Source organism: Bacillus mesophilus, assembly GCF_011008845.1.
Taxonomy (GTDB): domain Bacteria; phylum Bacillota; class Bacilli; order Bacillales; family SA4; genus Bacillus_BS; species Bacillus_BS mesophilus.
Genome location: NZ_JAAIWM010000002.1, coordinates 282854 through 302592, shown reverse-complemented (window position 1 = coordinate 302592; position 19739 = coordinate 282854). Strand labels below are relative to the sequence as shown.

Here is a 19739-nt window from a genome sequence, read left to right as displayed (position 1 = left end):
CATTTAAATCTTTTCAACGTTTTGAATCATGGTCCTAAAATTACCATTTGAAAACGAACGTATATTCGCTTAAAATAAGGAATATAATAAAAAAGCGAACATACATTCTTTTTGAAGGGGAGAGGAAAATGGATTACAGTCAATTTCCGTATGAACGAATTCTATGTGTTGATATGAAAAGCTTCTATGCCAGCTGTTCTGCGGTGATGTTAGGGCTGGATCCATTAACATGCTATTTAGCTGTTGTGGGTGACACCGAACGCTCCGGAAGCATTGTATTAGCGGCATCTCCTAAGATGAAGGAGGAGTTTGGAATTAAAACAGGCTCTCGGTTATTTGAGGTGCCCAAGGACCCGAGGATTCAGCTAGTTAATCCGAAGATGGCTACATATGTAAGGATTTCCACCGAAATTACAAAGGTATTTCACCGCTATGTCCCGAAGGAAGCGATTCATACCTACAGCATTGATGAAAGCTTTCTAAAGGTTGACGGAGTAGAGAATCTGTGGGGAGATGCAGTAACAATTGCCCAGAAAATTCGAAGTGATATACAAACAGAGTTCGGCCTTCCTTGTGCGATTGGAATTGGTCCTAATATGCTTTTATCAAAGCTTTGCTTAGACCTAGAGGCAAAGAAAAAAGGAATAGCGGAGTGGACCTTTGATGATGTAGAGACGAAGCTTTGGCCTCTTTCTCCACTAAGTAAAATGTGGGGAATTGGTAGCCGGGTAGAACGAACATTGAATCGAATGGGGATTTTTTCAGTGGGGCAGCTCGCTAACTATCCTCTTGAATTACTTGAGAAAAAATTTGGTGTGATGGGAAATCAGCTTTACTATCATGCACACGGAGTGGATTTATCCAATATTGGTGCCCCTATTATGGAGGGGCAGATTAGCTTTGGAAAAAGCCAAATTTTATTACGAGATTATCCTGACCCAACCGAAGTAAAACATGTGATTTTAGAGATTTGTGAAGAAGTGGGAAGGCGAGCACGTCAGCATGGAAAAGCAGGTAGAACGGTGAGTCTTGGAATAGGGTATAGCAAGGATGAGTTTGGAGGAGGATTCCATCGTTCTAGAACAGTTGATGATCCTACAAATATTACGATTGATCTTTACAATGTTTGTTTAAAGTTATTTGAAGAGCACTATCAAGGCAAAACAGTAAGGAAAATCTCAGTGACACTTTCTAATATCGTAGAGGATAACGAGCTTCAGTTGAACCTATTCTCTAGTAAAAAACCAAAGCAACGGGCGTTGGGGTACACGATGGATGCCATTCGTGCCAAATATGGATCGGCAGCGATTTTGCGAGCAGTATCTTATACAGATGCGGGAACCGCTCGACATAGAAGTAAGCTTGTAGGAGGGCATAAATCATAACGGAGAGAGGAAGAATGTGATGATACGAGATCGTGGAAACATCAAATGGACGGCTATGATGCTTCCAGAGCATGTCAAGCTATTACGAGATTGGGTGAAAGAGGATGAATTCGAAACAAAGCCTGATCTTGATGAACAGAAGTTAGACCAAATGAATGAAGTGATCTGTGAAGCTATGGCTCATGGTGCAGAGCTTTCGATTACCTATTTTGATCACACCCAGCACAAAACCATTAGGGGCAGCATACACTATGTAGATGAAATTCATCAAAAACTACGCATTGTTTTAAAGGAAGGACTTGTCGTTCAGATTCCTTTTCATTCGATTGTTGAAGTAACAGAGTAATTTGGAAGGAACACTCAATACTACTATTGGGTGTTTTTATTATAATATCAGAATTAACAATATAGAGTAAACCTCTTTACGGTGTTGTAGTAATCCAGCTCCAGCGCCCAGCCCCTCGAGGTCAAATAACCCTAGGAGAATAAAAGGAAAATGCACCCTTTTCTTCTCCTAGGAACATTTGCTTGTCGGGGTTAAACGGGGCGCTTGCGCCTTTTGATTTTTTACTAATATTAGTAGAAGTAAATTGCTTTACAATGGCAAAGATGATAATATATCGATAATTTAACTAAAAAGGAGGAAGCAGAATGAGAAAGGTGACAATAAAGGATATCTATCAGCATCAGATTGCCCAAAAGTATGTCAGACGGTCAGGAATGGCACATGCCATATCAGTAGCTTATCATTCATTCCGCCTTGCTTTACAACATAATGCAAATCCTGATTGGGCAGCGAAAGCCGGATTTCTACATGATATTGGACATTACGAATGGTACAAGGACGGAGAATGGGACTATCAGCAGTACCGTGAATTTGACATTCATCCTATAAAGGGAGCAGAGCGAGCACATAAGTTATTGGTCCGTTTAGGCGAGGATTTGCAGGCTGCAAAAGAAATTGCTCATGCCGTTTTATATCATACCGATTCAGCACTTCCGGAGGGACAGTTTAAATTCAATTCCTTACAAAAAATAGTTCATTTAGCTGACGAAAAAGATAAAAAGCCTGGAGATCAGCATCACTATTCTAAAATGGATGCACAGAAAGAGCTTGCATTAGTTGAGAAGCTCGATCAAGAAATAGATCGATCCTTGTTAAAACTAGGAATGTAGTAAAGAAATATAGCTGAAATTACACCTGCAAACAGAGATATGTTTTTGCACATTTCATACATATCTCCTCACTTTATGAAGAAATTAACATCAAGGAGGTGTAAAAGATGACAAATCCATTTGAAGCGGTGTTAACCACACTAAAAACAGTCATAGATAATACTAATGAACCTAAAACACCTTTGCATGTTATTGAAGTTGGAGACTGTTGGTTGTATGTAACAACTGTCGAGGAGTTTATTCGTTATGAGGAAGTCGGTCTGAACACGACAACCGATGATGAAGTGAGGGAAATGTTAATAGATGCAACTCGCTTATGCGAATCACAAGTAAAAAGGCTAAGTCAATTTATGCGAGACGAAGGAATTCCACTACCGGATGTTACCTCAGCAAAGCCAAAATCAGAATCTAAAGATGTTCCCTTAGGAGTGAAGCTAACGGATGATGAGATTGTTAATGGGATTATGGCTAAAATTGTAATGGGCTTATCCTTATGCGCAAAAGGACAAGCAGATGCAATTCGTATTGATATTGGGAACATGTGGTTAGAGTTTTATTTAGAATGGACAACGTATGGAGCAACGTTAAAAAATTTGGCGCGGAAACGTGGTTGGATCAAAGTTCCTCCCTATTACTATCCTCCGGGCTCACCAGTATAAAGGAAAAACACCGACTCAATGGCCAAGAGTCGGTGTTTATATATAGCAGAATTTAAAGGATTGTAGGTCTATGTTTATTCTTCATCATTTATTTCTCCATCTCCAATCTCATCTTCACCAGGTGCATCGTCACAAGCAACCAAAGAAGTAGCAAGAGAAATAGCTAACATAATCGTTAAAAACCTTCTCAACATACTGTTTCACTCCTTCCTATATATATTAACTAATGGCGTATTCCTATAAAGTAGGTTGCGTTACAGCAAGAAACTTATGCATCGCTTTAAAGCATTGGGCGCCATTCCCTCAATCCTTTTAATTGATAAAGTGTGACTGTGTTTCATCAAACTAAATCATAAGTGAATCGTGGTAATGAATGTATAAAGAGCAAGTTCTATAGAGTGAGTGAATATATATTGTAAGAAGGAAAAAGTGGAGGGCGATATGTATGCAGTTCCTGACCATTACTGGAAGGCTGAAAAAGTAAATGCCGAAAATTAGGGGCTCATACCTTTGGTTGCTCTGGACCTTCTTGTCAACCATGATTGCCTTTAAGTTCTTCTCGGTAACGATTGTAATTGGTAGCTTTATAACCGGAATCATCTGTTGCTGTAGGTCGATTGTAAAGGAAAATCTTAAATAGAGTCACGAGAGCCACGGCTAGGATTTAAAGTTGCCGAGGCTTTTTTAAATTTGAATTAGACATTATAATCTGTCTATTCTAAAATTTATATAAGATGAAGGTACTTTGGAAAGGAAAATCTCAATGAAAACAGTCTCCTATTATATAGTCGATGTCTTCGCAGAAAATAAATATGAAGGAAATCAGTTAGCTGTTTTTTTAGAAGCGAATGCGCTAACAGATAAAGAAATGCTAAACATTGCAAAAGAGGTAAATTATGCAGAAGTGTCATTTATCTTATCAAACGAAGAAAGAGATCATGGTTTTGATGTTAGGATATTCACACCAGTAGAAGAGGTCCCATTTGCGGGTCACCCATCTCTTGGAACGGCCTTTGTTATTAAAAACTATTTGTTAAATGAAAATGTTGAACAAGTAAACTTACATGTAAAAGCAGGTACGATACCAGTTACAATAAACAACCAGGATCACTCAAATGATTTGCTTTGGATGAAACAGCTTGAACCTGAGTTTCTACAAACGTTCCACTCACAGCAAATTACAGAAGTGTTAGGTATAGATGAAAGCGATCTAGATCTTCGCTATCCGATTCAAGAGGTTTCAACAGGTCTACCAACTATTATTGTTCCCCTGAAAAGCTTAAAGAGCTTAGAGAAATGTATTATTAATAGAGATAAATATTTTAAACTGGTCAACTCAACACAGGCTAAATTGATTCATGCATTTTGTCCTGAAACCTATAATGAAAGAAATCATATGAATGTAAGGAATTTCGGTGATTATTACGGTGTGTCAGAGGAACCAGCAACAGGTAGTGCCAATGGATGTCTAGCAGGATATTTGATTAAACATCATTATTTTAATTCAAATGAATTTTCGATTATCGTCGAACAAGGACGTGAAGTAGGACGGTTAGGACATTTGTATTTACATGCAAAACAGGCAGGGGAAACAATTGAGGTTAGGGTAGGGGGAAAAGTCGTACCTGTTGCAAAAGGGGAATTCTATGTGTAAGGGGTATGTAGAGGGAAAATGGAAGAATACAAGATTAAACAAATAAAAAATCTACCTGATATTGATTTAAATATTATGCTGAATAAATGACTATAAAAATGGTACAAATACCTTTAATAAAATAGGCGAAGCTTTACTTGGGGTATACAACGAAAATTTGAAATAAGGTGAAGTTAAACATGAAAGAACTACCCGTAGTCATATTAAGAGAATTAACTCTTAACGATGTAGAAGATCGTTACCAATGGTGTTTAGATAAGGAAGTGACCATGCACTTAAATATGCCAGACAAGTATCCCCCCTTCAGTCGTGAAGAAACAAGGAAATGGTTGGAACAGTGTATCAATCGAACAAATGGTTATGAACAGAAGGCAATACTTACAGGTGAGGGTGTACATATTGGTTGGGTCGATTTAAAGAATTTTGATAGATTAAATAAGCATGCTGAACTTGGTATAGCTATTGGCAATAAGAAGTACTGGGGAAAAGGTTACGGCGCATCAGCTATGAAAGAGATGCTAGGATATGGATTTGATAGTTTGCAGTTAAACAAAATTTGGTTAAGAGTCGAAGTAGATAACTTGAAAGCAATTAAGTCTTATAAGAGTCTTGGCTATGTCGAAGAAGGAATCTTGAGAGAAGATAGATGGAGAAACGGAGAATTTATCGACCGGTTAAGAATGAGTATATTAAAAGAAGAGTTCCTCCTAAAGCATACCTAATTTAGAAAAGGTATGCTTTTTTAGGTGTAATTTATTCAGCTTTTCCGGAAACGTGAAGATAAACTCACCCTAATAGGAAAAAAGTAGGGAATCTCTTAAATTAAATGGTTAATATTTGAAATTCAGTGACTTAATAGATTATCATCAAGATAGGAGGTGAGTGCATGAGAATAAGAGTAGGAAAACTATTAATTGGATTTGTAGCCATTGCTGTTTTTATTGGATTGGCAGAAACCAATACAGAATATGCTAATAAGCAGCTTGAAGAAGCAAAAGAAACAAAGGCTGAACAGAAATTATAATATAGTATAGCTATTCAATATAGAAAACCATGGACATTACCATGGTTTTATTTGATGTAAAAAGCCCCTATTTGCCCTCCTCTATTTGCTACTACCATCATATTATTGTAGATGGCAGGAGAGGCCTCTATATTAGTATCAAAGTTGTAGGTATGCAAGAGCTCCCCACTAACGCCATCTAGTAAATGGATATTACCAATTGAGTCACATTGTATGATAAAGGCTTCGCCATGACTGGTGTAGACTGGAACAGGAGAGGACCAGGCATAGTGAGGCATTTCCCATCTCCAAACCTCTTTACCGGTTTGTTTGTCGAGAGCAATCATGAGACCAGCAGCCATCGTCTTATAACGAGAAATGGTGAAGATGACGAGATTAGAAATTTCTTTAACGCCCAAAACAGGAGTAGCTAACAGTCCGCCGTTTACAGGATGATCTCCTAATTGACTTAACGCAGGAATATCCTTGTTCCAAACGACTTCACCAGTCAATCCATTGATCTTTCGTAATTGACTATTCCCACTCGTACCTTGTTTATCAACTTGGGTTCCCGTATAAAGATATGGAACATCGTCCATTGCCTCCACAACAATAGAGGCATCTGTATCATCGGTTGGTGAAAGTGCCCAAACAGGCTCCATGTTACGTAAATCTATGGCTTGAATACTCCCACCATTATCGGAAAAGTAAACCAAGTTTTTGTAGGCTGCGACAGAATTTTCTATTCCCTGATAGGAGTTGCCACTAATTTTGTATCTATATTTTGTCATCTCTGGTTGAACCGAGATTTCTTTATCTTCTTTATTAAAAGTGGTGTGAAGCTGCAGTCCATAGAAAAGACCGTTTTCCCCACCTAGAAACATAGAATCTGTTTCCTTGTTAATAAGTGGTGCACCATCAAAGGCTCCCCAAGCTCTATAAGAATACCCATCTGTACCTTTTATAAAGTGCAGAAGAGATCCATCAATTAAGCTATAAATACGGTATCCAATTTCCTGAGGTCCAGTTTGAGGAATCCCTTGACCTACATATAGTATTGGAAATCCCCTTGGGTCGATCGATACACTTCCTTTGATTGGATTGCCTAATTGAATGGGAGGTCGGCTTTGGGCACCAGTATCAAGTTCGAAAAAATACACATGCCCATCTAAGGATGCATAAATGACCTCTACAAAATCTTTCTTTAGCTTAAACTCATCTTTTATATTCATCATCAGCTTTATATCTTCTTCCCATTTCACAATAGCCGGTTGACCAGTCCAGCCTGCACCACCACCCCAATCGCGACTTGCACTAGTTTGGAATTCCCACGCTTTTTCTATCAAGGTCGGTTGTATACTCAGGCTTCCGAAAGAAGGGGATGTTCGGGTATGGTTTCCTCGGAACGTTAAAACACCATCTATGTCTGTATAATTTTGCTCAAAAGTCTGAAAGGGATTTGAAGGAAACTCTCCAGTTAAATCATATGTAATAAGAGATAGGTCTTGTTTTACAGAGTCAATTGTTTTTTGATAGGGTGTCCATTTTTCTTTGCTAATATTCTTAACAAACGGTGTAGCCTTAGAGAAAGAGTGATCCTCCCATTTTACAGAGTTTGAAACAATGATTGACTCACAACCATTTATTAGTAAGGAACCAGTTATTAATAAGGAAAGGCAAATTTGTCTACTCAATGAATGACGTCTCCTCTACGATGTAGTCATCTTCATCTATATTCACTGAGTATGTGATAGTTGTCCCTTTGTGGAAAAAAAACTAGGAAAAATCCCCCTTTTTGATTTGGTTGAATTGAGATATTTAATGTGATTAATCTTAGACCATAAAAAAGGACCAGCTTCAGGTCGGGAAGCTGGTCAATAAAAGGAGACAAACATCATGACGGTTACTACTACCAATCTAAAAACTAGTTAACGTAAGCAGCGCCAACGATAATTAAAAGAATAAACAATACTACGATTAACGCAAAACCTGAACCGTGACCGTACCCACCGTAGCCAGCTCCGGCAACACCTGGACCGTAACCATAACCACCGTAACCATATCCGTAACCCATTGTAACACTCTCCTTCTTGTTTTAATTTTTGATAATACTTAATGTTTTGTACTATCACTATTACTATATGAATCCATGTACTTTTCGTAATGGACAAATACACAGAAGGCGGAGAAATGGGTGCTAGTCTATGAGTCCTGTGCTCTTTGAAGAAATTCATTTACCATGTCTACATAAGATCCCCGATCGTAACGCTTAAACAAATTCCCTTGAAGCTTAACGGGATCACCAAAGAAGAAACGCTCATATAGAGTTTGACGAGACCCAAAGGCACTCATGCAATAATCCCAAGCTAAACGATACAGTTGGACTCGCTCTTTGGCGGGTAATGTGGCTGAGCGAAGATACAGTTCAAGATCTGGTTTAATTTCAGAGGTAAAGTCCTCTTCAGTTGGAAGGGAGGCTAAACCGCTAGCACCTAAAAGCTGGATAATTTCTGTCATTCGAGGGTAAATAGTTGGGAATGTTGTTGCTGCAACGTAAAGCGGGTTTAGAGCGGGTACCCACGTACCAAATCGGTCAGGTCCACTGTTCAACTCTGAAGATTCCAATAAAGCTTTTATTGTCTCTAGACTTATGATGATCTCGCTAATCTTCCCTTGTATATGCTCATACTCCTGTATCTGAATGGTATCAACGAGTAAATGAGCAAGACCTAACAGGAATTCTAATTTGGCCCAACGTCTTGTAATAACCTGATGAAGAACAAGAGGAAAGAAACTACTGTCACTATACAGTTTATTTGAAAGCTCCATATTGTTATGAAAAAACACACGATTCCATGGAACTAAAACATGATCAAACACAACTATGGTATCAATTTCATCAAATTTTGAAGCAAGTGGATGATCAAAGGTAGAATCTCGATAAGAATAAGGCTCTCGACAAATAAACTTTAATCCTTTTGTATTACTAGGTATTGAAAAAGCGTACGCTAAAGAATTACTCGTTACTCCTCCACCAGGAAATACCATCAATTCATCTGTCATGCCACCTTGAGTTGCAAGTAGTCTTGCCCCTTTTATAACAATTCCATCTTCATTTTGGTCGACAACTTGTGCTGCAATAATGTCATCCTCAAATTCCGTAAAATAAAACGAAGACCTGTTCACTTGTGGATTTACAAAGGTATGGGTAAAAGACAAATCTTGCTCACGAGCTAATTCATAAAAATTCCAAACATTTTGCTCCCATACAGAATCATATTCCCCAAACAATTCCTTTGCTGCAGCAAATGACATCAAGGCTGTATTCATATAATCCGGTGATCTTCCCATTAATCCCGCAGATTGTTTAGCCCATTCCTTAATCATGATCCTTCTAAACTCTAAGTCTTCCTTTGATTTAGGGATTAAGTAGGACGCACCAACAGAATGCCCTGTTAAAGGGGAGGGGTAGGTCATTTTTTTCTTATATTTTGGGTCCAATTGCAAATCATAGAGATTTGCTTGGCTACTTATTACCCCCTTAAAGGAAGGGTGAACCGAGATATTTCCATTTACCTTTTCACCATTTACCCACACATTTGACTTTAACCGATCAATTCGATTCATATATTCTTTTCCTGAGATTGCAGACATTCTCAAGTATCACCTCTTTAGAATTACTGCTGTTAAAATATGCAAATATCATGGTTCTGTTACATGAAGAAAGAGGGCGTTTAATTAAGAGCCCCTGTTCTAGCTGGAACAACGTAGATGGGAGTATTTTTGAGGGTGATTTTTGCATCTATTTCAAACAGGAATGCTAATGTTTAATAGAAGATCACTGGCTTTGCTTTGATATTAGATAAGTCAACGCGTGAAATTATGAAATAGCTCTAGCTTTGCTTTACTTTTTTTTCCTGTCTATGTGTCCTTTGATTTTTTCAATTTTTATAAAAGGTATCAGTTACGCTATAATCGGTGATTTTCACGCAATAATGTTTAAACTTACGCGATTGTTTAGGATGTCCATACAATAAGTGCGAAGACTGGCGTAATTATATCGAAATCACACGCAATGCCCTAAAAAGTTGATCTATAGCAGACAAACAAACTTAAAAAAGCTGCCCCAAAGGGCAACTTTTTTAAGTTATAACAAGTTCTAAGGAGTTTCTAAACAAGAAAACGGGTCTCGGACACAAACTATATCTCTTCTTTAACATCGCGTGAGTAACTTACGCCATTTCCTCTAGTACCTGCCACTAGATTAAAGAAGATTCTAGTTTATACCCATCCTCTAAATCTAGAGGCTTCCGCCATCTTTCGAACACCGACCATATAAGCTGCTAACCTCATGTTAACACCTCGGTGTTTAGATAGCTGATAGACCTGCTCAAATGAAGCAATTAATACATTGCTTAATTTTACTAGAACCTCATCTTCCGTCCAGTAATATCCTTGATTATTTTGAACCCATTCAAAATAGGAAACCGTAACACCACCAGCACTAGCTAATACGTCTGGTACAAGAAGTATCCCACGTTCTGTTAGGATTTTAGTGGCTTCCCAAGTAGTTGGACCGTTTGCTGCTTCTACAACAATAGATGCTTTAATGTTTTGTGCATTTTTTGCAGTGATTTGATTAGAAATCGCTGCTGGTACTAAAATATCACAATCTAGCTCAAGTAGTTCCTGGTTAGTGATGGTATCTTCAAACAAAGTAGTCACCGTACCAAAACTATCTCTTTTATCTAGTAAGTAATCAATATCAAGGCCATTCTCATTATGAAGTGCACCATGGGCATCTGAAATACCTATTACCTTTGCACCTGCATCATACATCATTTTGGCTAAGAAGCTTCCAGCATTTCCAAATCCCTGTACGACCACTCGTGCACCCTTTAATTGTATTCCCAGTTTTTTTGCTGCTTCCTCGATACAAATAGTCACTCCAAGCGCAGTGGCTTTTTCTCTGCCTTGAGACCCACCTAGGACAAGCGGTTTACCCGTGATAAAGCCAGGTGAATCGTATTCGCGTAAACGGCTATACTCATCCATCATCCACGCCATGATTTGTGAATTTGTATATACATCTGGAGCGGGGATATCCTTCGTAGGACCAACAATTTGGCTGATTGCTCTTACATAGCCTCTACTAAGTTTTTCAAGCTCAAACTGTGACATTTTGCGAGGGTCACAAATAATCCCGCCTTTTCCTCCACCATACGGAAGGTCTACAATTCCACACTTCAGACTCATCCACATGGATAATGCCTTGACTTCCTCTTCGTTGATCTCAGGGTGAAATCTTATTCCGCCCTTAGTAGGACCAACGGCATCATTATGCTGTGCTCGGTAGCCTGTAAACACCTTCGTGGTTCCATCATCCATCTTGATAGGGATTCGTACTGTCAGCATTCTGAGAGGTTCCTTAAGGAGTTCATACATTTCTGATGAATACCCTAATTTCACAAGTGCCTCTTCAATTACTACTTGGGTAGATGTTAATAAATTTGTTGTTTCTTCTTGTTTTTTAACTGCGGTTTCCATGGGTTCACCTCGGGAGGATAATTAAGATAATACAGTTTTAATACGTTCTATTGCCCAATCCAATTCCTCTTTTGTAATAATTAGAGGAGGTGCAAAGCGAATAACGGTGTCATGAGTTTCTTTACAAAGAAGTCCTTTTTCTTTTAAACTCTCACAATACTTTCGAGCGGGTTCAACTAATTCAACACCAATAAACAAACCTCTTCCACGCACTTCTTTTATCAGAGGATTCTTGATCTCTTTTAAACGATCCATAAAATAGTTTCCTAATTCTAAAGAGCGGTCAGCTAGTTTTTCATCTTCTAACACCTCAATAGCTGCAATAGATACCGCACAAGCCATAGGATTTCCTCCAAAGGTAGATCCGTGTGAACCAGGGTTAAATACACCTAAGACATCACTATTTGCGACAACGCAAGAAATAGGGAATACCCCACCTCCAAGTGCTTTTCCTAAAATGTACATATCTGGATTTACATCTTCCCATTCACAAGCAAACATCTTCCCGGAGCGTGCAAGTCCTGCTTGAATCTCATCAGCAACAAATAAAACATTATTTTCTTTACACAGTTCATAGGCTGCCTTCATGAATCCTTTTGGTGGAAGGATAATTCCAGCTTCTCCTTGAATCGGTTCTAATAAAAATGCAGCCGTATTTGGTGTGATAGCTTGCTTGAGGGCATCAAGATCACCGTAAGGAATTAATTTTATTCCTGGAAGCATTGGACCGAAGCCTCTTTTATATTCTGCCTCAGAGGATAACGAAACAGCTGACATTGTACGGCCATGGAAATTCCCTTCACATGCAATGATTTCTGCCTGATTATCGGCAATTCCCTTCACATCATATCCCCAACGTCTAATAGCTTTAATTGCTGTTTCAACAGCTTCAGCACCAGTATTCATCGGAAGCGCCATTTCTTTCTTTGTTAACTTAGCAACCTTTTCATACCATGGTCCAAGTTGATCATTATGAAATGCTCTTGAAGTTAAAGTCACACGGTCTGCTTGCTCTTTTAGTGCTGCAATAATTTTAGGGTGTCTGTGCCCTTGGTTTACGGCTGAATAGGCACTTAGCATATCCATATATTTATTTCCTTCTGGATCATTCACCCAAACACCTTCAGCTTTTGAGATAACGATCGGCAACGGATGATAGTTATTTGCACCATATTTTTGAGTTTGTGAGATTACTGATTGTGTAATAGTTGTCATTGTCTTTCTCCTTTCAATCTACACTATTTCAAGGGTTGTCTTCTTGAATTGTATATTTTTACTCATAAGTTATATAAGCAAGATACATGCCAACTATGGATAATTCCTTAAAAGGTGCTTCCAAATGTAGTGTTCATAAGGGTTGTGAAGTAATTGCCTTTCTGTATTCCAGTTATTTACTGCTGCAAAACTGCATTTTAGTTTTGCACTTTTATAACACTCGGTAAAGAATGATGCAAAATATGGTTGCTTCTTTTCTAACTATCCTCTACTCTTAATAACAGATTCTATAAAAGGGTGATTGAAGTGGATGAAGCAACAGTGAACCATATAGATGGACTAGAGGATATTTATCAAACATTACTTAAAGTAATTGATGTTGGTGTGCATGTGATTGATGAGAGCGGGAAAACCGTTATTTATAATCAAAAAATGGCCGAAATAGAAGGGATGGAAATAGAGGATGTCCTTTATAAAAACGTACTGGACGTTTTTGTTTTCCAGAATGAATTAGATAGCACGCTGATCCAGGCACTAAAACAAGAGACTATTAGTAAAAATGTGAAGCAAACGTATTTTAATAATAAAGGGAAAGAAATAACCACCATAAACGATACATTTCCCATTTATAACAAAAATAAATTGATGATCGGTGCAATTGAAGTAGCTAGAGATATTACTAGATTAGAACGCATTATACGAGATAATATCATCCATAAAGGAGATACACCCTATACATTTGATAGTATTATCGGGAGAAGTCCGAGCTTGATCGAGGAGATAGAAAATAGCAAACGAGCTACTCGTACTTCCTCATCTGTTCTTATTATAGGAGAGACTGGAACAGGGAAAGAGCTATTTGCTCAAAGTATTCATAATGGAAGTCAACGATCTTCAAAGCCTTTCGTTAGCCAAAATTGTGCGGCTCTCCCTGATAGTTTAATAGAAGGTCTTTTGTTTGGTACAAAAAAAGGTGCATTCACGGGTTCAATTGAGCGTCCTGGTTTATTTGAACAGGCTCAAGGAGGAACTATTTTGTTGGATGAAATCAATTCGTTAAATCCGGCGTTACAAGCAAAACTATTACGTGCCATTCAGGAAAAAACAATCCGTAGAGTAGGGGATATCAAGGATAAGAAAATTGATGTTAGGATTATTGCAACAATTAACGAAGACCCGATTGATGCTATTTCAGAAGGGAAGTTACGCAAAGACCTTTACTATCGGCTAGGGGTAGTGACGATCTTTGTTCCACCTCTTCGGGAGCGGAAAGAGGATATCCCTTTATTAGTTCATACATTTATTAATAAATATAATGAATTGTTTGATATGAAAGTTAAGGGATTATCTGAAGAAGTCCTACATCTATTTAACGAATATGACTGGCCAGGAAATGTGAGAGAACTTGAACACATTATCGAAGGAGCTATGAATCTAGTAGATGATGAGGAGACGATTATATTTAATCATCTGCCAGTTACATTCCGGAAGAAGCCTCAATTTAAGGAATCAAGCTTAAGTGGAAGAGGAGACCAAGAACAGATTGATTTTAAAAAGGCAGAGAATGCGTTAAGTTTAGAAGAATATATGGAAGAAGCAGAGAAAAAATACTTAGAAAAAGCACTTGAAAAGTACGACTCAAATATCTCTAAAGCAGCAAAAGCGATAGGTATGAGTCGTCAAAGTCTTCAATATCGATTACGTAAGTATGATTTATAGCCATAGAGAAATGCTACTATCGTAAAAGATTGTTGCTTTTTACATTTTGTTAAAACTAGAGTTGACTGTCCTGTGGGAGATAGATGGAAGCGTGAGACCCGGAGTCTCACGTCACTCCCCGGGAATGTGAGTGACTACAGCGGAGCAATAACAAGTAAAACCACAATATAATACTGAAAAAAGACAGGATTTTAACCCTGTCTTTTTATTGTCTTGTTAAACTTAAGTACTTTTAATTCAAGATGAAATTGGAGTCTTTAAGAACTTCTTACTATTTTATTAACAATTGGTCTTAAACATATAAACATTAGATAGCCTATAAATCCTCCGATTGTATTTGTAAATAAATCTGTTACATCAAAACTTCTTGAAGGTGCTCCACCCCACAGCGAACCTAGTAACTGAGAACATTCAATTATTATACTAAATAGTAAGGTTAAGATTAATGTATGCAGAACACCTCTTTTCTTAATAATTGGATATAAAAAACCAAAAGGCATCATCATTATGATATTTAAGATGATTTCTTTTATCGCTCCATTGTAACCTTCTTGAAAGTCTCTAAAAGGAATAAAATTAGCGGTAAACAAACTATTAGTACTTCCTAGCAGTATAGAGATAGTAAATGGCATAAGAGTAACAAATAAAACCATGACAATGTAAACGTACATAATTGTATTTATTATCAATTCCTTTATGGATCTTTTACGCCACTTTCTATAAAAATACAAATAGTAAATCAATCCTAGTATTAAAAAATCAATCAAATAGTCCAATTTTGTTTCTCCTTATGCCTTTTCATATGTATTTACTATATCTATTGTTAAACTCTACTTCCCGTTGCTTTAGGTATACTGATTCACATTTACTATTTTAACATAAATATCCATTTTATCTCTGTTTTTAAAAGAAAATTACCAGCATAATCGAAGAGCGTTTTTAACAAGTTGAAAATAGTTATTGGCAACATGCAAAAACATGCAAAAACATCTGCTAATCGTAAATTACTATGACTTTATTGTTTATAAACCTTGATAAAATAACAAAAATAAGCAGTCCAATTTATAAGTTAATTGGACTGCTAAAAAGGATTGATCTTTTATGTTTATGTTTTGATATACAAAGCCAAACCCGTTAGTAATAACAATTAGCGTTTTGAAAAGCAGAACTGTTATCCTTTATTTAGACTGAAAAATAAAATCATGTAAAAAGTCATCAATTACCTCTTCGTACAGCTCTGGATTGTCGCCATAAGAGTAAGCATGAGACCCCTTTGGTGCGATAACAATTTTTTTCGGTCCCACTTTTTTCTCATAAAGCTGTCTAGACATAGTAGGCAGGATATAGTCATCTTCCTTGCTATGAATAAATAAAACAGGACTTTTGATAGTGTGGATACAGGAAATAGGAGATACATCCTTAACCGTGTATTGATCTCTTATCTTCAAAAAGGTATTACCAAAAGGAAGGACAGCCTGCTTAGGTAACTTGAAATCCTTTTTTAAAAGGTACGTCAGCTGCTCTTCAAAGTCAGAAAAAGGACAATCTGCAATATAAAAGTCCGCTCCATCTTCTAACATACCGGCATAAAGTAAAGTCGTAACGGCTCCCATTGATTCTCCGTGAATACCTAAAGTAATATCCTCACCAAAAGTCTCCTTTGTCCAATGAACAACGCTTTGTAAATCATATTTCTCATAGTGTCCATAGCTTGTCGTCTTTCCTCCGGATTCACCGTGTCTACGGTGAACATACATGATGACATTAAAATTCCGGTTATGAAATAAATACATATACTTTATAGAATTCACACGGCTCATTGTCACACCATGACAAATGATTATATATTGATCAGTTTCCCTTTTGCTAGGGATGAATGTTCCTTTTATCTCATACCCAAATGAAGAAGGGATAATGATTTCTTCTTTCTCTAAAGTCTCATACTCTGTTTGTATGAACCGTTTTTCTCGTAGTTCTCGATCTAAAATAAAGTCGGCTTCTTTTTTCTTTATGTACATAATCCGATTACTAAAAAACAATCCTATAGAAACCATATAGGTTAGCAATAATATAAAGGTCATTACTAATTTTCTCATTTTTTCCCCCTGGACAAGTGATTCATTTATTCCGAATTTCTACTTTGTGGCTTCAAGTACGGATTGTACAACACTCTATAAATAGTAATGTTTGGACACCGTTAATTCGCTTCACCTTTTATAGTGTACCAAATTCTCATGAGAAAAAGCACACCGTTTGATGTGCTTAAAACATTCAGATTATTGAGGCGTATTTTGTCTTCCAGTAGGATGAATTGCCTTTTCCATTTCTTCTGCTGCCATTACGTTTTTAGTACCGATTGCCTCATTTGAAGGCTTGCCTTTTTGTCCATTTTGCTTTGACTTCGCCATGCTCTCACCACCCTTTATTCTAACTGTTAATTAAAATGACCAAATGATGGTGAAATATGTATAACGAGGAACCTTTTATTAAGTAACTGGCAGGATCAATTCTTAATTACACAATAAACCGTTCCGTTTTGAGGTGCATATCATAAAATTGGCAATGAAAATGGCTTGCAAACTGGCAACAGTTTTGACACGCAATTTTAAATTATGAATCTTGGAAATATAAAGCGTCTTGTTAGGCTAAAGCCCCCGTTGAACAAGCTAGCCTTTCTATTACCAAAATTCCTTTTGTTCTAAGTGCGTTTAAAGCAGTGTGGTTAGACCAAGTATGTCAAACTGCCAGACAGCTATTCCAAGTTCCTTGATATATAAACATTATAGATTATTAGAGGAGAGGAGGATTTTCACCTAAAATGAACATATTTATTCCCAGCAAAGATAGCATTATTCCAATGAAAAACGTCCAAGGATTATCTTCTTTCCTCTTATCAAAAGTAAAAAAAGTTATTATGCAAAAGATAAGTGTTATAAAAGAAATGCCGAATTGAGGAAACAAAAATGTAATTGCACTAAAAATCAATCCTGCAATACCGTATGGATTTTGAGTTGGAATTCTGTCTAGATATTTTCTTTCATCTTCAGATAAATCTTGGTTTCTATTCCCCCATAAGTCTTTATTCTTATTGAGGAAATCAATAATTTTTATAAATACTCTCATAATTACACCCTATTTACTAAATTTCTATTTGCTTTTTCCAGATTTTATAATTTTTAGTCTCTTCTTCTTCTTTCACTAAACTTCACCTTTAGTACAAGAAGCGATTGTCCATCATTCAGCACTTGCATCCCATTTGTTTGAGAAAAAAGCTTATTTAAAATAGTATTTATTGTGTTTACCCCGTCTTGGAACAATAAGTAAGCTATTTAACTTGTCTCGCTTCTTTAAAACTCTTAGTAAATGAGTTACTTAGAGCCATCCAAAAGTCAGGGTTATAGTCATCAGTCAACTTGTTCATGAACGTGTCATAGTAAAGCTCGCTACCTTCTACATCATTATCTTGAACATGTAAATAAAACAGAGTAAACAATACCAGCTCTTTGTTTTTGAAACTTTCATCAGACATTTTTCCATTAAGTAAATTATAAGCTTCTTCTTTTTTACCATTATTATAGGACTGAAACGCTTCTCCAATGAATGTTTGATTACTTTTACCTTTCAAAGAAACACCGTTTAATACATCTTCTAACATTAACATTTCTGGACTTTTAGATGTTTTGTTAATCATTGATACCAATGTACTCGCTTCGTTGAACTGATGTCGTTGCATTTCTAAGAAAGCTATGTTCAATATTTTTTGGCTATCTATATTTCCATCGTAATTTGTTAACTCTCGTTTAAAAAGTTCTATTCTAGCCGAATCAAAAAATTCCGTCGTAAGAGAAAAGGTACTATTAGGGTTATTACTCTTATCAGTTAGAAAAGCATCATAACCTTCTTTCCACTTCTTTATGGTTTCATTTGTATTTTCTTCAGCTGCTTCTAAAGATTTTTTTGCTAGCAATTGACTCTGAGTAATATCTCCTTGTAATAGGTACAATTCAGATAGGTACTTATACACATTTTCTGTAGGATCAGGGATTTTATTAAACCAATCAATTGCTGACGAAAAGTTACTAACATAATAGTTACATAAACCAAGGTACCAATACACCTCTTCATTATTAGGATATTGGTTGTTTAAAAGCTCCAATAGCTCTATAGCATCGTAAAAATTATTAAACCCTATATAGCTCTCAATTAAGGAAAGGGCTATAGATAAATCAACCGCTGTATGGTTCTGCTTGTCTTGGTCTATTATTAATTCTAAGTTTTCAAGTCTATAAATATTACTAAACTTTCCTACTAAAGATACTATTGTTTCATTTAACGAATCTACTGTTATACCTGTCAATTTGAGAAAGGAATCTTCGAACGAGCCTGTTTTTGTTTGGTCCAGAAGGATATCTGATAGTATCTTTTTATTACCTTGATTGTGTTCAACAATGTAATTTATGGCTTCTCTTGCTAAATAATAAACCTCTTCATTCGCAGCATACCATTCTTCCGATGTATGTAGGTTAGTAAATGCAAGATCAGGATTTATCTGTCCATGAAATTCTAGTGGTTTTGTTACATTCCATCTCATATACTCGGAAATACCTTCTTCATACCAAGTAGGTATGTCATCCCCTGTACCACTTAATCCAATTTCGCTTGAATATAAATCAAAAAGATAATGACTATATTCATGTACAAATGTACCCAACATAATCGATTCTCTATTTTCAAGACTTTCATTTTCTTTATAGATCATTACTCGTTTATTCTCTGAATTATAAGAACCACCAACGATTTCATCAAAGAATGGGTTCAACTTCAGAAAATCTTTTGAATTAATCAACACGATGACTTCTAGAGGTTCTGATTTTTTAACTTTTTCTCCAAAAACTTTTTGTTCAAGTGTAGTAATTTTATCTAGTGAACTAATAATCTCTTGTACTTGATGCTCAGTTTCAGGGTGATAGATAAATTTTATATGTTCATGTTCTATAACAGGATAGTCCTGAATAAAACTTAATTTCGTTTCTTCACTGATTTCGCCATTTTGAAGATAATAGATCTTTTCCCTTGCAGACAAGCTACCGAATTCCAGCTGTAAAGAAAAATTCAATGACCAAATTATTAATAGGAACAAGCTTGTTGCTATTAAATATAGAAAGACGAAAGATATATTAGTCCTATTATTCAGCTTTATTAGCCTTAATCTCCCTCTTACCAAACCAATAATTGCAATTATAAAAAATGCAAATAAGACTAGCAACGCTATGACAAGAAAGATTGTCCCTTTTAAGTTATCTAGATAGAGATAACTAAATACTATTAAAAAAGTTGTTCCCATAAGTCCTAATATAGTAAAAAAGACCTTTTTCAGCATT

The 19739-nt window shown here is 36.5% G+C and carries 17 protein-coding genes and 1 pseudogene; 8 read left to right on the top strand and 10 right to left on the bottom strand.

Features of this window, described 5'->3' with window-relative positions; genetic code table 11:
• Window positions 1-128 precede the first annotated feature (128 nt).
• The 7 genes from G4D63_RS06900 to G4D63_RS06870 all read left to right on the top strand — a co-directional run bounded on the left by G4D63_RS06900 (window position 129) and on the right by G4D63_RS06870 (window position 5898).
• Window positions 129-1385 (top strand): DNA polymerase IV, encoded by a 1257-nt coding sequence (locus G4D63_RS06900; RefSeq protein ID WP_163178913.1) that lies wholly within the window; start codon window positions 129-131, stop codon window positions 1383-1385.
• A 19-nt stretch (window positions 1386-1404) separates the two neighbouring features.
• Window positions 1405-1731 (top strand): YolD-like family protein, encoded by a 327-nt coding sequence (locus G4D63_RS06895; protein ID WP_163178912.1) that lies wholly within the window; start codon window positions 1405-1407, stop codon window positions 1729-1731.
• Between the two features lie 305 nt (window positions 1732-2036).
• On the top strand, window positions 2037-2561 hold the full coding sequence (locus G4D63_RS06890; protein ID WP_163178911.1) for an HD domain-containing protein: 525 nt from the start codon (window positions 2037-2039) through the stop codon (window positions 2559-2561).
• A gap of 107 nt (window positions 2562-2668) precedes the next feature.
• The gene (locus G4D63_RS06885; protein ID WP_163178910.1) at window positions 2669-3220 is read left to right on the top strand and encodes a DUF3231 family protein; all 552 of its coding nucleotides are present in this window, start codon (window positions 2669-2671) and stop codon (window positions 3218-3220) included.
• A 763-nt stretch (window positions 3221-3983) separates the two neighbouring features.
• Window positions 3984-4874 (top strand): PhzF family phenazine biosynthesis protein, encoded by an 891-nt coding sequence (locus tag G4D63_RS06880; RefSeq protein WP_163178909.1) that lies wholly within the window; start codon window positions 3984-3986, stop codon window positions 4872-4874.
• 179 nt (window positions 4875-5053) lie between these two features.
• On the top strand, window positions 5054-5596 hold the full coding sequence (locus tag G4D63_RS06875) for a GNAT family N-acetyltransferase (protein WP_163178908.1): 543 nt from the start codon (window positions 5054-5056) through the stop codon (window positions 5594-5596).
• A 164-nt stretch (window positions 5597-5760) separates the two neighbouring features.
• Window positions 5761-5898 carry a hypothetical protein gene (locus tag G4D63_RS06870; protein ID WP_163178907.1) on the top strand — a complete coding sequence of 46 codons (138 nt, stop codon included), beginning with the start codon at window positions 5761-5763 and terminating at the stop codon, window positions 5896-5898.
• A 47-nt stretch (window positions 5899-5945) separates the two neighbouring features.
• Here G4D63_RS06870 and G4D63_RS06865 read toward each other — a convergent pair whose 3' ends face one another.
• From G4D63_RS06865 to G4D63_RS06845, 5 genes and pseudogenes are all read right to left on the bottom strand, one after another.
• Window positions 5946-7571 carry an outer membrane protein assembly factor BamB family protein gene (locus G4D63_RS06865; protein WP_163178906.1) on the bottom strand — a complete coding sequence of 542 codons (1626 nt, stop codon included), beginning with the start codon at window positions 7569-7571 and terminating at the stop codon, window positions 5946-5948.
• A gap of 230 nt (window positions 7572-7801) precedes the next feature.
• Window positions 7802-7894: pseudogene (locus G4D63_RS21835) on the bottom strand (YjcZ family sporulation protein); the annotation flags it as partial.
• 185 nt (window positions 7895-8079) lie between these two features.
• Entirely contained in the window at window positions 8080-9531 is a 1452-nt protein-coding gene (gene hpaB / locus G4D63_RS06855; protein ID WP_163178904.1) for a 4-hydroxyphenylacetate 3-monooxygenase, oxygenase component, read from the bottom strand.
• Window positions 9532-10158: 627 nt separating this feature from the next.
• Window positions 10159-11424 (bottom strand): Glu/Leu/Phe/Val family dehydrogenase, encoded by a 1266-nt coding sequence (locus G4D63_RS06850; protein WP_163178903.1) that lies wholly within the window; start codon window positions 11422-11424, stop codon window positions 10159-10161.
• 21 nt (window positions 11425-11445) lie between these two features.
• Entirely contained in the window at window positions 11446-12639 is a 1194-nt protein-coding gene (locus G4D63_RS06845) for an ornithine--oxo-acid transaminase (RefSeq protein WP_163178902.1), read from the bottom strand.
• Between the two features lie 306 nt (window positions 12640-12945).
• Between G4D63_RS06845 and G4D63_RS06840 the strand changes: the two genes are divergently transcribed.
• A complete protein-coding gene (locus tag G4D63_RS06840; protein ID WP_338023906.1) occupies window positions 12946-14358 on the top strand; it encodes a sigma-54 interaction domain-containing protein in 1413 nt (470 codons plus the stop codon).
• Window positions 14359-14615: 257 nt separating this feature from the next.
• Here the strand turns inward: G4D63_RS06840 and G4D63_RS06835 are convergent, their stop codons facing one another.
• The 5 genes from G4D63_RS06835 to G4D63_RS06820 all read right to left on the bottom strand — a co-directional run bounded on the left by G4D63_RS06835 (window position 14616) and on the right by G4D63_RS06820 (window position 19738).
• On the bottom strand, window positions 14616-15029 hold the full coding sequence (locus tag G4D63_RS06835; protein ID WP_275580279.1) for a VanZ family protein: 414 nt from the start codon (window positions 15027-15029) through the stop codon (window positions 14616-14618).
• 507 nt (window positions 15030-15536) lie between these two features.
• Window positions 15537-16454, bottom strand: coding sequence for an alpha/beta hydrolase (locus G4D63_RS06830; RefSeq protein WP_163178900.1), 918 nt, complete (start codon window positions 16452-16454; stop codon window positions 15537-15539).
• Between the two features lie 180 nt (window positions 16455-16634).
• The gene (locus G4D63_RS22035) at window positions 16635-16766 is read right to left on the bottom strand and encodes a hypothetical protein (protein ID WP_275580258.1); all 132 of its coding nucleotides are present in this window, start codon (window positions 16764-16766) and stop codon (window positions 16635-16637) included.
• Between the two features lie 382 nt (window positions 16767-17148).
• Window positions 17149-17481, bottom strand: coding sequence for a cell division protein FtsK (locus G4D63_RS06825; RefSeq protein WP_163178899.1), 333 nt, complete (start codon window positions 17479-17481; stop codon window positions 17149-17151).
• 202 nt (window positions 17482-17683) lie between these two features.
• Window positions 17684-19738 (bottom strand): collagenase, encoded by a 2055-nt coding sequence (locus tag G4D63_RS06820; protein ID WP_163178898.1) that lies wholly within the window; start codon window positions 19736-19738, stop codon window positions 17684-17686.
• Window position 19739 lies beyond the last annotated feature (1 nt).